This window comes from Psychrobacter maritimus, from assembly GCF_029953575.1.
In the GTDB taxonomy this organism is placed as follows: domain Bacteria; phylum Pseudomonadota; class Gammaproteobacteria; order Pseudomonadales; family Moraxellaceae; genus Psychrobacter; species Psychrobacter maritimus.
In genome coordinates this window covers 1,278,743-1,293,645 of sequence record NZ_CP124526.1, presented here as the reverse complement: position 1 = coordinate 1,293,645, position 14,903 = coordinate 1,278,743, and the positions used below count along the sequence as shown (strand labels likewise).

12 protein-coding genes are annotated in these 14,903 nt (G+C 43.3%); 8 read left to right on the top strand and 4 right to left on the bottom strand.

Going from position 1 to position 14,903, the window contains the following annotated elements; genetic code table 11:
• Positions 1-14 precede the first annotated feature (14 nt).
• On the top strand, positions 15-422 hold the full coding sequence (nirD, locus tag QJS82_RS05385) for a nitrite reductase small subunit NirD (RefSeq protein ID WP_281491502.1): 408 nt from the start codon (positions 15-17) through the stop codon (positions 420-422).
• A 268-nt stretch (positions 423-690) separates the two neighbouring features.
• Here the strand turns inward: nirD and QJS82_RS05380 are convergent, their stop codons facing one another.
• Both QJS82_RS05380 and QJS82_RS05375 read right to left on the bottom strand, forming a co-directional pair.
• The gene (locus QJS82_RS05380) at positions 691-1,332 is read right to left on the bottom strand and encodes a hypothetical protein (RefSeq protein ID WP_281491501.1); all 642 of its coding nucleotides are present in this window, start codon (positions 1,330-1,332) and stop codon (positions 691-693) included.
• Positions 1,333-1,499: 167 nt separating this feature from the next.
• The gene (locus tag QJS82_RS05375; protein WP_281491500.1) at positions 1,500-2,471 is read right to left on the bottom strand and encodes a hypothetical protein; all 972 of its coding nucleotides are present in this window, start codon (positions 2,469-2,471) and stop codon (positions 1,500-1,502) included.
• A gap of 257 nt (positions 2,472-2,728) precedes the next feature.
• Between QJS82_RS05375 and QJS82_RS05370 the strand changes: the two genes are divergently transcribed.
• The 5 genes from QJS82_RS05370 to acnD all read left to right on the top strand — a co-directional run bounded on the left by QJS82_RS05370 (position 2,729) and on the right by acnD (position 10,859).
• Positions 2,729-3,760 carry a LysR family transcriptional regulator gene (locus tag QJS82_RS05370; RefSeq protein ID WP_281491499.1) on the top strand — a complete coding sequence of 344 codons (1,032 nt, stop codon included), beginning with the start codon at positions 2,729-2,731 and terminating at the stop codon, positions 3,758-3,760.
• Between the two features lie 315 nt (positions 3,761-4,075).
• Positions 4,076-5,368 carry an NRAMP family divalent metal transporter gene (locus QJS82_RS05365; protein WP_193031177.1) on the top strand — a complete coding sequence of 431 codons (1,293 nt, stop codon included), beginning with the start codon at positions 4,076-4,078 and terminating at the stop codon, positions 5,366-5,368.
• Between the two features lie 406 nt (positions 5,369-5,774).
• The gene (gene prpB, locus QJS82_RS05360) at positions 5,775-6,665 is read left to right on the top strand and encodes a methylisocitrate lyase (RefSeq protein WP_201541503.1); all 891 of its coding nucleotides are present in this window, start codon (positions 5,775-5,777) and stop codon (positions 6,663-6,665) included.
• A 156-nt stretch (positions 6,666-6,821) separates the two neighbouring features.
• Positions 6,822-7,949: a bifunctional 2-methylcitrate synthase/citrate synthase gene (gene prpC, locus QJS82_RS05355; RefSeq protein ID WP_193031173.1), complete on the top strand. Its 1,128-nt coding sequence runs from the start codon at positions 6,822-6,824 to the stop codon at positions 7,947-7,949.
• A gap of 276 nt (positions 7,950-8,225) precedes the next feature.
• A complete protein-coding gene (gene acnD, locus QJS82_RS05350) occupies positions 8,226-10,859 on the top strand; it encodes a Fe/S-dependent 2-methylisocitrate dehydratase AcnD (RefSeq protein ID WP_281491678.1) in 2,634 nt (877 codons plus the stop codon).
• A gap of 110 nt (positions 10,860-10,969) precedes the next feature.
• Here the strand turns inward: acnD and QJS82_RS05345 are convergent, their stop codons facing one another.
• Both QJS82_RS05345 and QJS82_RS05340 read right to left on the bottom strand, forming a co-directional pair.
• Positions 10,970-11,260: a type II toxin-antitoxin system RelE/ParE family toxin gene (locus tag QJS82_RS05345; protein ID WP_281491498.1), complete on the bottom strand. Its 291-nt coding sequence runs from the start codon at positions 11,258-11,260 to the stop codon at positions 10,970-10,972.
• A 17-nt stretch (positions 11,261-11,277) separates the two neighbouring features.
• Positions 11,278-11,499 carry a TA system antitoxin ParD family protein gene (locus QJS82_RS05340; protein WP_068404729.1) on the bottom strand — a complete coding sequence of 74 codons (222 nt, stop codon included), beginning with the start codon at positions 11,497-11,499 and terminating at the stop codon, positions 11,278-11,280.
• A gap of 100 nt (positions 11,500-11,599) precedes the next feature.
• Here QJS82_RS05340 and prpF point away from each other — a divergent pair, with 100 nt between their 5' ends.
• Positions 11,600-12,868, top strand: a complete 1,269-nt coding sequence (gene prpF, locus QJS82_RS05335) for a 2-methylaconitate cis-trans isomerase PrpF (protein WP_281491497.1) — start codon at positions 11,600-11,602, stop codon at positions 12,866-12,868.
• A 111-nt stretch (positions 12,869-12,979) separates the two neighbouring features.
• A complete protein-coding gene (locus QJS82_RS05330) occupies positions 12,980-14,827 on the top strand; it encodes an ABC transporter ATP-binding protein (RefSeq protein WP_281491496.1) in 1,848 nt (615 codons plus the stop codon).
• Positions 14,828-14,903: the final 76 nt, after the last annotated feature.

Genomic DNA, 14,903 nt, shown 5'->3' with positions numbered 1-14,903 from the left:
ATAAGGATAATCCAATGAACCAGTATGTAGTTTGTAGATTAGAAGACATTCTCCCTGAAACTGGTGTTTGCGCACTAATAGAGGGCAAACAAGTAGCAATTTTTCGTACTAAAGACAATAAACTATTCGCGCTTGATAACTATGATCCCTTTAGTCAGGCCAATGTATTATCTAGAGGGTTAGTGGGTGGTACTACTGTTACCAACGATGGTGGCATTGATGAAGCGGTGTTGTATGTGGCTTCACCTATTTATAAGCAGCGCTTTAACATTGCTACCGGTCAGTGCTTGGATGATAACAGTGTAATGCTTGCTACTTATAATGTTGAGCTTGATATTAGTTTTGAAGGTAATGATGTGATTATAAAATATGAGCAGTTAGAAACGTCATCTACGACACTACTCGAAATAGAGGCTGTCTAAGCTGTTGGTTTACATTTACATCTGTTTTAGTCAATACTCAATAGTTGATAGACAGTGGTTGATATAATATTCAAGATTGCATAATAATCTGAGATAGGCTTTGAAATTAAAACCTTCTCAGATTATTACCTGCTTTAGTCTCATCCCGATACAAGATACTCTTAGCTTCTGCTTTAAAATCCTGTGGATTCATTTCTGTCTGAGTGGTAATGTCAGGTTTCTGGCTGGCCTGTTTCTCTGAGTCACGGAATAAGGTATTCTGCGCCTCTTATCTAAAATCATGCTCACTAAGTGCTGTTTTAACTTTTATAGCCTTCATATTATTGATTTGCTCATCACCATTTTGCCTTTCATTTTTTGTCTCATCTCGTGGTGAAATGAAAGTAGGAATAGAATTAGGGTCGGTTGCTAAGTTTGTATTCATTTGCTTGGCAGATGCCCTATTCTGAGCAACTGACGTGCTGTTAACTCCTAATGGTACCTGAGAATTTTTTGAGAGTAAGTAATTGAAGGCAAATACGGCAAGCAAGAAGACAGCGCAAAAGATAGCCATGACACTGAGAAACTTGGCATAATTAAGCGACCTACTCTTTTTAGGTTTCTTTGTAGATTTAGCCGTGTCAGCGTAAAATGGAGAGGTTGATTGGTGAGCTGTGACTGTTTCGTTAGAATGAATGATATCTAAGGATTGATGGTTCTCGCTCTGCTTATGTAGCTTATGTACCATAGTCGCATCCGCTGCAGAATTTTCTAACGCTTTTTGCTTATCTTGCTGCTGCATGTAGCGCTCATAGGGCCGACGCATACGCTTTCGACCCTCGATATTCAAGATAACATCATCACTGTTAAAGCTATTGCTAGGCAGCTTTGTAGCGGTATCAGGATTTATGTCATTACTTGAGGGGCTCATAAGTCAGTACCGTATCCATATATATGATGAGCGGTATATATCCGCGTCTTTATATGATGATACGTAACCTATGACACGATGCAACGGTTTTTGGTATGAGCGCTAGGATTAGCGGATAAACGGTATAAAAGCACAGATTTAATGCCTTTTTAGCATATTAAGTCATCTTAATCGTTGGTCTCACGAAATAACGTACTTTGTGACTCTTCTCTAAAATCCTCGTATGTAATAGCTGGCTCAGATGCCGATTCATTTTCTGAATTATTGGTCGTGGCGGCGGTAGATTGACCATTGACACCTTGTGTATTCTTGGCAGTGTTTTTATTATCAAGGTCTTTATTGCCAGTGCTTGGTATACTGGTTTGAGCATCTACGGTCGACTGATTGCTAGCATCAGGCGTATTACTTGCTGTAGCTACCTTATTGCCCCTGCTGTCACTATTGCTTTTAGGCGTGCCAGCATTAGCAGGTAGCGCCGGCTCAGTCGATGTGTTGGTTGATAGGAAACCAGTAAAGATAAGCGTCAATACGACTGCTGCAATCAATAATGAGCCAACTATCATCCCGATGATAAGCGGCTTTTTGCTACTTGCCCGCTTCTTATCTTTTACTGGGATTAATTTAGTTGAGCTTTGTGTGGCTATATCGTCGATATCAAGGCTTTCATTTATTTTAGAGCTTTCATAGCTTTCAGAAATGCGATTTGCATCATCTTCTGCTTCAGTATTTGATGAGTCATTTATATCAGCTATGGCTGCACGACTTTTACCCAAACTCTCATTTTCATCGGAAAAGTCTAAATTAACACCCGTGCTTGAGGCATTCGTTCCCTGTAGACTGCTCTGTTGTCGCAACTCATCTTGCTGGCTAGCAAATAATTCCAGCTCTGCGGCGCTCAAAGGCTCATATGATGACAGCTTATCGGCGTTTTTTAGCGGTTTTAATGGCGCAAGCCTGCCGTCGTTGACATTAGCTTGTTCGCGATTGGTATTATTATCGCTGCTGTCTACATTTTCGACACGCGTGATAAAGCGCTCATAAATATTGTCTTTACGAGAGCGCCTTCGTGGCTTAGCATTAGCAATCTTCGCTAAATTGGCCTCTAAATCCGCACTTTGGTTGCTTTTTTTATCGCTCATGAAGTGATACCAGAACAGTTAATGCCACGAAAAATAGAAAATTGCTAGAATGAGGGTAAATACAGCTTGTTTGCACGTTTTGTTGGTATGGCTAATTTACATCAATTGTTTGCTAAATTGTAACACTATCGTTACCACACAATATAGTGGGTCGCCTCCTCTCCTTCAAGTATAATTTTACGCTTGTTCCTCCTATTTATATAAAATAGCCAACATATCCGGTTAAATAAGCGTCATAGTCAGATGGGCATCACAATATGGATTTAAAACAGCTCAATGCTTTTATTGCTATCGCGGACTTAAGAAGTTTTAGCGCCGCTGCCACCAAAACAAGGTTGTCACAGCCGACGCTCAGCCGGTTGCTCAAGCAGCTTGAGACCGACATGGGCGTAGAATTGGTTGACCGTTATCATAGACCGCTACATCTGACAGAAGCGGGTGTCTTCTTTTACGATAAAATCAGTGCGATACTGACAGAGATTGATACGGTTACTAGCATGACCCAACGCTTATCGGCGCCAAGTACTGCTTTAAATATTGGCTTTGTGCCATCGGTGCTGTACGGCTTATTACCCGAAGTCATCGCTAAGCTAAAACAGTCCAATCCTGATATTGAGGTCAATCTCAAGGACATCAGCTCCTATCAGCAAATCGAAGCTTTAAAAACCGGTGAGATTGACATAGGTTTTGGACGCTTTGCCCATCAAGACCCATGGATTCAGCAGATATTATTGCGTCATGAGCGTTATATGGTGGCGCTTCCTAAAGCGCATGCGCTCGCTCATATTGATGAGCAACGTCTGATTGATTTGGCAAATAACCTTTTGATTTTATACCATCAAACCCACTTGCCTATATCAACGACCACCCAACCTATTAATACGCCTATTAACCATATCTCTGCTACTGATAAAAGTAGCAGCCGACATAAACAGTCATCTAACGAGCAGCCTTCTCTTGAACCGGTGACTGAACCCTTGCTGCATCTGTTTGCCCAATATGGCATCTCGCCATTTATGACCACCACCGTCAGCGATTTACAAGTAGCACTCGGCTTGGTTGCCGCGGGCGAAGGCATTACCTTGGTACCTGCCAGCTTAAAAACGGTGCGCACCGAGCAGATCGTCTATCGACGCCTGTTGCATGAAAACGCCACCTCTCCTATTTACCTGCATACCCTCAAAGACTTTGTCCACCCTAAAATCCCTGACCTACTGAGCGCGATTTATCAGGTATATGAGCGCCGCGGTATCACTTATCGCAAGCAAAGCTTTACCTTACAGCGTTAAAGCGCATTAAACCGCTCTAAATAGCGCCAAATGGCAGATATCGGCGGCGTATTGTGTTATAAAGAACCGGCAAAAAATACCTGCTCAAAACCCTTGATATTCATAACTTATTATGCTAACTATCGAGAATGGGCATGCAAACTATTAGTAATAATAATTAGAATAATCATTATCCTGTCTAGCAGCATTATGCTAAAGTCGAGACAAGACGAATCGTTTTATATTTAGCTATCTGATAAATCGTTTCTCTCATGATCATTGGCAAGCTGACACAGGTAAGTGATAATTTGCCGTTTTAACCATTTCGAGGTATTCATGACCACACAACCACTCAACAACCCGAGCGCCACGGACGATGGCGCTACCGTGACCGCGCAGCAAGAAGGATTTAGCTGGCGGATTTTTGGACCCGGTATCTTAATGGCGACCGCTGCTATCGGTGGCTCGCATCTGATTTCGTCGACACAGGCTGGTGCACTTTATGGCTGGCAGCTAGCGATTATGATTATTCTAGCCAACGTGTTTAAGTATCCGTTTTTTCGCTTCGGTACTGATTATGTTTATGACACCGGCGAGAGCTTAATCGCAGGCTATGCCAAACGCTCAAAAGCCTATCTTTGGATTTACTTTCTCCTCTCTATCCTATCAGCGGTGATTAGTACCGGTGCGGTATCCTTGATTGCGGCAGTGATATTGGGCTTTATGCTACCCGCCTCTCTTGGTCTATCCACCATGAGCTTGGCTTTAATCATTGTTGCGGTCTCATGGTTCTTTTTGATTGCCGGTCATTATAAGCTGCTCGATGGCGTGACTAAGTGGATTATGATTGCCCTGACGTCAGCCACGGTAGCAGCGGTCGTGATTGCCGCGGGCAAGCCAACGGTTATGGCGGTGGATTTTGTTGCCGCCTCTCCTTGGAATCTTGCAACTTTAGGTTTCATTGTGGCACTGATGGGCTGGATGCCAGCGCCACTTGAGTTTGCTGCTATTACCTCGATGTGGACCTCAGCAAAAAGAAAAGCTGATAACACCACGCATCGCCAAGGCTTATTGGACTTTAACGTTGGCTATGCGGTTTCGGCTATTTTAGCGTTGTTTTTCTTAGCATTAGGGGTTTTTGTCCAGTATGGTTCAGGTCAAGAGATTGAATTGGTTGGTGGTGCTTATATCAACCAGCTGATAAATATGTATACGGCAACCATTGGTGAATGGTCACGACTACTGGTCGCGTTCGTCGCCTTTATGTGTATGTTTGGTACTACCATTACTTGTGCTGATGGCTATGGCCGCGCCAATGCCGAATGCTGGCGTTTGATTAAAGGTCAAAGCGAGATTAATAAGAAGCAAATCGCTTTTTGGACCACTTATGCGATTGGTGGCGGACTGGTGATTATCACCTTCTTTACCGGACAATTAGGCTCAATGCTGAAATTTGCCATGATATCGGCGTTTGTCTCTGCGCCTATCTTTGGTTGGCTCAACTACTCACTGGTACGCAGTCATCAAAAAATATCAGCCGGTATGAATGCCTTATCCATTGCAGGACTGATATTCTTAGCAGGTTTTGCGCTATTGTTCCTAGCCAATCTTGCAGGATTTCTTGGTTAAATTTGGTTAACTTTGATTAAAAGTACTTAGAAAGCCTTTTATCATAAAAGCCCTTTTAGCTTAGCTATCAGGGCTTTTTATTTATAAGTCCTCTCATTTATTATTTATTGCCAAAAGAATAAGTAGATTAAAAAACCAAGCTATTTGTAACTAAATGTAAATAATAGTATGGCGAAGATTTTTTAACTTTAGCAATATGAATAGTAATCTCGGTAAACCTCTAAAAAATGGATATAGCTATTCATAATATGAATGCATTTAACTATATTAATAACTATGTTAAATATTATTAATAAACAGATATAAAACACCGCTTTGTAATCATGGATAATTGGGTATAATCAGGCACAACAATAACACCTTGCCTCATATTAATAAGATTATCCCTCCACGTAAGGACTACGACATGACTTTATCAGCTGGCGCTCGCTTTCGCAGTGCAATGAAACAAAAAAACGATAACAACCAACCGCTACAGATTGCTGGCGCGATTAACGCCTATACGGCGATGATGGCAACCCAAGTCGGTCATCAAGCGTTATACCTCTCTGGTGCTGGCGTGGCCAATGCCTCATTTGGTCTGCCGGACTTGGGTATGACCAGCCTTGATAACGTTTTAGAAGATGCGCGCCGTATTACCGATGCGGTTGATACACCATTATTGGTCGATATCGATACCGGCTTTGGCGGCGCATTTAACATCGCCCAAACCATTAAGAAAATGGAAAAAGCAGGCGTTGCAGCGGTACATATCGAAGACCAAGTCGCACAAAAGCGTTGTGGTCATCGCCCAAATAAAGAAATCGTGAGTATCTCTGAGATGGTTGATCGCCTAAAAGCGGCACTTGATGCAAAAACGGATAAAGACTTTGTGGTGATGGCTCGTACAGACGCCCTATCTGTTGAAGGTCTTGATGCAGCGGTTGAGCGCGCGGTTGCTTTCCAAGAAGCTGGTGCTGATATGATTTTTGCCGAAGCATTGACGGATATCGAGATGTACCGTAAGTTTACCGATGTACTCGATATTCCAGTCCTTGCCAATATGACTGAGTTTGGTCAAACCGACCTTTATACTACCGAACAGTTATATGCGGTTGGGGTTGATATGGTACTTTATCCATTGTCAGCGTTTCGTGCGATGAATAAAGCGGCATTAAACGTTTATCAGCATCTGCTTGATGATGGCACGCAAGAAAAAGTCGTCGATACCATGCAAACCCGTATGGAGCTTTATGACTTCTTAAACTATCATGAGTTTGAGCAAACGCTCGATAAGTTATTTGCCGATAGTAAATAAGTAAAGATAATCAAGAAACATACAAATAAACCATCAGTGAACATCTTAGCAATTTAGCAATATCGTTGATATTCAGTTTTATTGATGGCTATTTAATAATACCGAAACCCTTATTAACGCTTTCTCAAAAAAGCTACCTATAAAAGGAATTTAAGCATGGCAGCACAGAAAGAACTTTCAGGCGCAGGTCTACGTGGTCAAGTCGCTGGCAAGACTTCATTATCAACGGTTGGTAAATCAGGCTCAGGTCTGACTTATCGTGGTTATGATGTATCAGAGCTGGCTGACAAATGCATCTTTGAAGAAGTGGCCTACTTGCTTCTATACGGCAACTTGCCAACCCAAAGCGAGCTTGATGCGTATCAAACTAAATTGAAAGGTTTACGCGGCTTACCACAAGCATTAAAAGATGTGCTTGAGCGTATTCCTGCGGACGCCCATCCGATGGATGTATTACGTACCGGTTGCTCGATGCTTGGTAACCTTGAGATGGAAACTGACTTCTCACAAGAGAACGATAAAACCGACCGTATGCTGGCGGTATTCCCATCAATCATCAATTACTGGTATCGCTTTACCCACGACAATGTGCGCATCGAAACTGAAACCGACGACGATACGATTGGCGGTCATTTCTTACATCTGCTTAAAGGTGAAAAACCAAACGAGCTGCATACCAAGGTAATGAATGTATCACTGATTCTTTATGCTGAGCATGAGTTTAACGCATCAACCTTTACTGCGCGTGTGTGTGCCTCTACCCTATCTGACATTCATTCTTGTATCACTGGCGCGATTGGCTCATTACGCGGTCACTTGCATGGCGGCGCCAATGAAGCGGCGATGGATATGATTGAAGGCTTTACTTCTCCTGACCAAGCAGAGTCTGAGATGATGGCAATGCTGGCGCGTAAAGACAAAATCATGGGCTTTGGTCATGCTATCTATAGCGAATCAGACCCACGTAACGTCGTTATTAAAGGTTGGGCTGAAAAACTGGCCGCCGATGTTGGTGATGAAGTGCTTTATCCTGTTTCAGTTCGCTGTGAAGAAGTCATGTGGCGCGAGAAAAAACTCTTCTGTAACGCTGACTTTTTCCATGCCTCTGCCTATCACTTCATGGGCATTCCAACCAAACTGTTCACGCCAATCTTTGTTTGCTCGCGTCTAACAGGCTGGGCCGCACACGTGTTTGAGCAACGTGCGAATAACCGTATCATTCGCCCAAGTGCGGAATATACTGGTGAAGAATTGCGTCCAGTACCAGAGATGAGTGCGCGTTAATTTTTCGTGATATAGAAGGCTTGTAGGGTGTGCTGTCTTATTGGTGCGTAAGGCGCATCCTACAATTACTTCTCATGCGCTTAGCCATATTTTTCTAATGAATGCCCGTTTTTTTAGTAAAGCTGATTTTTAGCGCTTAATCATCAACGCTAGATAATGCTTTGCTAAAAGAACCGCTCGTTTTATCAAAATTATCAAAAACTCTTTTACGAGTAGCCCTCATTGCAACCAGCCAACAGCTAAAGGTGACTTATGGACAACGCCCTTGTACAACCGATGAATGAACCCTTTAAAAAGCCATTACCTGGCACAGATTTATATTACTTTGATACCCGTGAAGCCATCGAAAACATCGAAGCTGGCGCGTATGACAAGCTGCCGTTCTGCTCAAAAGTATTATGTGAAAACTTGGTACGCCGCTGCCCACCAGAAGATTTAACCGCAGCGCTTAAGCAGCATATCGAGGGCAAGCAAGATTTGGATTTTCCGTGGTATCCTGCTCGCGTCGTTTGTCATGACATCTTAGGTCAGACCGCGTTTGTTGACTTAGCAGGTCTCCGTGATGCCATCGCTGAGCAAGGCGGCGACCCATCTAAAGTGAATCCGATTGTTCCAACACAATTAATTGTTGACCATTCATTGGCTGTTGAGCATGCAGGCTTTGAAGAAAACGCTTTTGAGAAAAACCGTGCTATCGAAGAGCGCCGTAACGATGACCGTTTCCACTTTATCAACTGGTGTCAGTATGCCTTTGATAACGTCAACGTCGTACCGCCCGGTAACGGCATCATGCACCAAATCAATTTAGAAAAAATGTCACCGGTTGTACAAGTCGTACAAAATAAAGCTGGTGAACAAGTGGCGTTTGCCGATACTTTGGTTGGTACTGATAGCCATACCCCGATGGTTGATGCCTTAGGCGTTATCTCAATCGGTGTTGGCGGGCTTGAAGCGGAAAGCGTCATGCTAGGCAACCCGTCGTATATGCGCCTGCCAGATTACGTTGGTGTTAAATTAACCGGCAAATTGCAAAAAGGCATTACTGGTACCGATTTGGTATTGGCGATGACTGAATTCTTACGTGATGCAGGCGTGGTATCTACTTATATCGAATTCTTCGGTGAAGGTGCACGCCAACTGAGCGTCGGTGACCGTGCATCTATCTCAAACATGACCCCAGAATATGGCGCCACCGCAGCGATGTTCTATATCGATGAGCAAACCATCGATTATCTACGCCTAACCGGTCGTTCTGAGGCTCAAATAAAATTGGTTGAGCAATACGCTAAGCAAACCGGTCTATGGGCTGACGGCATGGAAAATGCAGTTTATGACCGTGTGCTTGAGTTTGATTTATCGGCTGTTGTCCGTAACATGGCAGGTCCTTCACGTCCGCATGCACGCGTATCAACCACAGACTTGGTTGCGAAAGGGATTGCTCACGGCGAAGGTGATAAATTACCTGAACCAAAAGATGGCTTAATGCCAGATGGTGCGGTGATTATCGCCGCGATTACCAGCTGTACCAATACGTCTAACCCGCGCAATATGGTTGCTGCTGGTCTTGTTGCCCGTAATGCTAATAAAAAAGGCTTATTGCGTAAACCTTGGGTGAAATCATCATTAGCACCCGGCTCAAAAACCGTCAAAATGTACCTAGAAGAAGCCGGTCTGATGCCAGAGCTACAAGAAATAGGCTTTGACGTGGTTGGCTTTGCTTGTACCACTTGTAACGGTATGAGTGGCGCCCTTGATCCTAAGATTGAGCAAGAAATCATCGAGCGTGACCTATTTACCACCGCGGTACTATCTGGCAACCGTAACTTTGATGGTCGTATCCACCCGTATGCTAAGCAAGCATTTTTAGCGTCACCACCATTAGTGATTGCCTATGCTATCGCCGGTAATATCCGCTTTGATATCGAAAAAGACTCGTTAGGCAAAGACCAAGACGGCAATGACGTTTATCTAAAAGACATCTGGTTTGATGATGACGAAGTTGATGCTATCGTTGCCAAAGCGGTGAAGCCTGAACAATTTAATGCCGTTTATATCCCGATGTTTGATGAAGCCAAAAAAGACACCGGCAAAGCATTAAGCCCACTCTATGACTGGCGCGAGCAGACCACTTATATCCGTCGTCCGCCGTATTGGGAAGGCAAAATGGCGGCGATGAATAAGCTAAAAGGCATGCGTCCATTGGCGGTATTGGGTGACAATATCACCACTGACCATTTATCACCGTCTAATGCGATTTTGGGTGACTCAGCCGCTGGCGAGTACCTTGATACCATGGGTCTGCCAAGCGAGGACTATAACTCTTATGCGACCCATCGCGGCGACCATTTAACCGCCCAGCGTGCAACCTTTGCCAACCCTAAATTGCTAAATGAGATGGTACGCGATGAAAAAGGTGACGTTATCCAAGGCTCGTTAGCTAGAGTAGAGCCTGAAGGTCAAGTTATGCGCATGTGGGAAGCGATTGAAACCTATATGAACCGTGAGCAGCCGCTAATCATCATCGCCGGTGACGGCTATGGTCAAGGCTCAAGCCGTGACTGGGCTGCCAAAGGTGTGCGTCTGGCTGGCGTTGAAGTCGTGGTCGCAGAAGATTTTGAACGTATCCATCGTCAAAACTTGGTTGGTATGGGTGCACTACCTTTGCAGTTTAAAGAAGGTGTCAATCGTAATACTCTAAATATCGATGGCACCGAAGTATTTGATATCGAAGGCGAAGTATCTGCTGGCGGCGAGATGACGCTAGTGATTCATCGTAAAGACGGCACCGTTGATAAAGCACCTGTTATCTGCCGTTTAGATACCGCTGATGAAGTCAAAATGTACAACGCAGGCGGTATGCTACAACGCTTTGCCAAAGAATTTATCGATGGCACGCTAGATATTGTGTAAGTGTCATGAGTGTTAAATAATTAAAGAGCCGATGTTGTATAAATTATACGGCATCGGTTTTTTAATCTTTGGATATGAAAAATAATGAGACTAGTGCCATATAACAAGCATTAAAGTATTAATTTAACATCACGATAAAAGTTCTCATGTGGGCCAAACATTAACAAGGTAAGGACAAGCTGACCATCATCGATTTGATAAGCCAATAATGTTAACTGCTTTAGCATTTTAAACTTATAAATTCGTACTGATGATAAGTCACCTACCTTTTGCACACCTAGCTCAGGATTGTCAATGATGGCACGTACAGCATCATCTAAATCAGCTTTCTCATTATTGTGCAATTTTTTAACGGCTTTTTTAAAACTATGTGATTGAATAACACTTAAAGACTGAGTCATTATTTATCCAAAATAAACTATCCAAATTCGTAGGGTTCAACCATACCAGCATCAACTTCTGCTTGAGCAATCAAAAGCTGACGAACAAATTCGTAAGACAGATCAGGGTTGTCTTCCATAATTTGTCCAATGGTAGCCCAATGCTCTATTTGCTTTGGCGGGGTACGATGTTGTGCTTTAGATATCGCATAGGCTTTATCAACCAGCGCCTTGTTAAGACGTATGCTTGCAGTGGACATAAATTTCTCCATATTCAAAATATTAATCCTTGTGGTATTTTACCACAAAAATAGTGTATTAACGACTCTCATCCTCATAAACAGATATAAGGAATAAGAAATGACCCAATCAACTTCACAACATACACCTTTAAAAAACACACCAAAATTTGCCCCACAATTCTCTGTCCCTGCCACCTATATGCGCGGTGGTACCTCAAAAGGGACATTTTTTAAATTATCCGACTTACCAGAGCGCTGCCAAGTTGCTGGCAAGGCGCGCGATAATTTTCTATTGCGGGTCATCGGTAGCCCTGATCCTTATGGTAAGCAAATCGACGGCTTGGGCAATGGTAGCTCTAGCACTTCTAAGACCGTAATCTTATCTGAGTCTTCTAGCTCAGACCACGATGTGAACTACTTGTTTGGACAGGTTAATATCGCCAAGCCTATGATTGATTGGGCGGGAAATTGTGGTAATTTAACCGCTGCGGTTGGCGCTTGTGCGATTAATATGGGCTTGATTGACGCGGCTAAAGTGAAAGCTAGTGTCAGTAATAATACAAGCAACGGCATTTGCGAAGTACGTATTTGGCAAGAGAATATTAGTAAAACCATTATCGCTCATGTGCCTGTTTACTTAGATGAGCAAGGCAAAGTACAAGTGCAAGAAACCGGCGATTTTGAATTAGATGGTGTGACCTTCCCTGCTGCCGAAGTCAAAATCGAATTTATCGACCCGGTTGATTCCTCTAGTGATATGTTCCCGACCAACAATCTAATCGATGATTTTGATGTGTCCGGCTGTGGTCTAAAGACCGATAGCGTCAAAGCCACCTTTATCAGTGCCGGTATTCCAACTATTTTTATGAAAGCAGAAGATTTGGGTTTTACTGGTACGGAACTGCAAGGCGACATCAATAGTAACAGCGAAACCTTAGCTAAGTTAGAGGCAATCCGTGCCAAAGGCGGCGTTGCGATGGGTATATTTAAAGACATAAGTGAAGCACAAAGCAGTCAGCATATTCCAAAGATTGCTTGGGTTGCTCCTGCACAAAGCTATAGCGCCTCAAGTGGCAAAGCAGTTGAGGCAGCAGACATTGACTTAGTGGTACGCGCCATGAGTATGGGGCAACTACATCATGCGATGATGGGTACAGCAGCGGTGGCGATTGCTGCAGCGGCAACCACGCAAGGTACATTGGTCAATGAAGCAGCTGGTGGTAGTGAATTAGGTGAAGTGCGCTTTGGGCATCCATCAGGAACGCTACTCGTCGGCGGAAAAACCGAACAAGTCGATGGTCGCTGGCAAGCCAAAAAAGTATCCATGAGCCGCTCTGCTCGCCGAATTATGGTTGGTGAAGTTTTTGTGCCAAATGATAGTTTTTAGTTAGCATATTTTAGGATACCAATTAAAGGCCTTTATAATAGCGGTCTATTTATAAAATGTACTACAATCAATGGTAATGATTTAACCGACATTAAATAGCGCCTTAATATTATGAGTACTTCTCCACGCCGTGTTCCTTTAGATAATAAGCCTCCCACTAAGAAAGTAGAACGGGGGGCTTTACTGTGGTCTATCCTAAAAAGGCTGGGAGAGTTTGCAAGGCCCTATCGAGGGCTGTTCATTTTAACCTTGATATTAACGGTATTAGGGTCGTTTACCGCGCAGGTTAACGCCTTTGTCTTGCAATATACCATTGATACCTTAACCAATATTGTCGATTTGCCCGACCCATGGGTAGAAGGCATAAGACTACTCACGCTGATTAGTGTGATTTTATTGGTGAAAGAGATACTAAACGTCATCATCACCTTTGGTCAGCGCTACTTTGGTGAGCGTATCCGTATTAACCTATCGCGTGATTTGTCTCAAAAAGTGGTCGACCGTATTTTGTCTTATAAAATGGCGTTTTATACCAGTGATGAGAACGCCAGTGGTAAGCTGCAAACCCGTATTGATTTGGGTGTCAGTAGCCTCACGCAACTGGTGCAAAACTTCTTTATTGACATGCTGCCGCTGTTTGCCAGTGCCATCGTGTCATTAATCATTATGTTTAATGCCAATTTTTGGGTCGGTATGGTCGGTTTGGTTATCGTGCCGATTTACTTTTTTGTCAGTCAGCGCCAAGCCAACCGTTTGCAAGGATTCCGCAAACAAATGCGCCAATACCGTGAGACCAAAAGCGGCTTGGTGATTTCGATTATTGACTCTATCACCGTTATTAAGTCGTTTGTTCGTGAGCCGATTGAGTCCGATAAGCACTGGGAAATCCAAAAGGATATGACCGCCAATCAGCTACGTATTCGCAGTATCGCGTTTATGTATAACGCAGGCAAAACCTTTATCGAGCAAATCGGCGTGGTCGTCATTATTGTTTTGACCTCGTATTTTGTGCTCAATGGGCAGATGACCATTGGCGCGATTATGTTTCATATACTGCTGTTTCAAAACGTCGCCGCCCCCATTCGCGAATTGCACCGTATCTATGACCAAATCAATAATGCACTCACTTATGCGGAAGGCTTCTTTGATATCTTGGACGACGACCAAGCGATTGAAAACGAAGGCAAAGTCAAATGCACCGATTTAAAGGGTCATATTGAGCTAAAAGATGTCAATTTCTCCTATCCAAATGGCAAACAGGCGCTGCATGATGTGAGTTTTAATATTTATCCCAATCGCATTACCGCTTTGGTTGGGTTAAGTGGCGCAGGTAAAAGCACCATTATTAATTTATTGGTCAAGTTTTATGACCCCAGTAGCGGCACTATTTGTCTTGATGGTCGCAATCTAGAAGACTACAGCACCCATAATTTGCGTGAACAAATCGGCTTGGTACTACAAAAAAATCATATTTTCTCAGGGACCATTGCTGACAACATTCGTTATGGCGCAATGGATGCCACCGATGAAGAGATTATCGATGCCGCCAAACAAGCCTCTATCCATGAGCAAATCCTTGGCATGCCTGAAGGTTATGAAAGTGAGGCCAAACTGCTCTCTGGTGGTCAGCAGCAGCGTATTGCGCTGGCACGTATGTTTTTAAAAGACCCACCGATTGTATTTTTGGATGAACCAACCGCCAGCCTTGATGCCATCGCCACCCAGCAGATTAAGCACAGCTTGGATTTAATTAAAAAAGACCGTACCGTGATTATCGTCTCACACAATATCTCGCAAATTATCGATGCCGATGATTTGGTGGTGATTGAAAATGGCCGTGTGATGGAGACTGGCACGCACGACGAGCTTTATGCCAATCACGGTAAATACTATGAGATATTCAATGCCATGTCTGATAGTTTGAATTTAGATAAAATCAGTCAAACCTTAAATAGTTAATGCAGGGCGAAATCGTTATAATGCTCAGTCTTTGATGCATTATTGCTATATTTAATTGCTATATTTAGAATGTTTA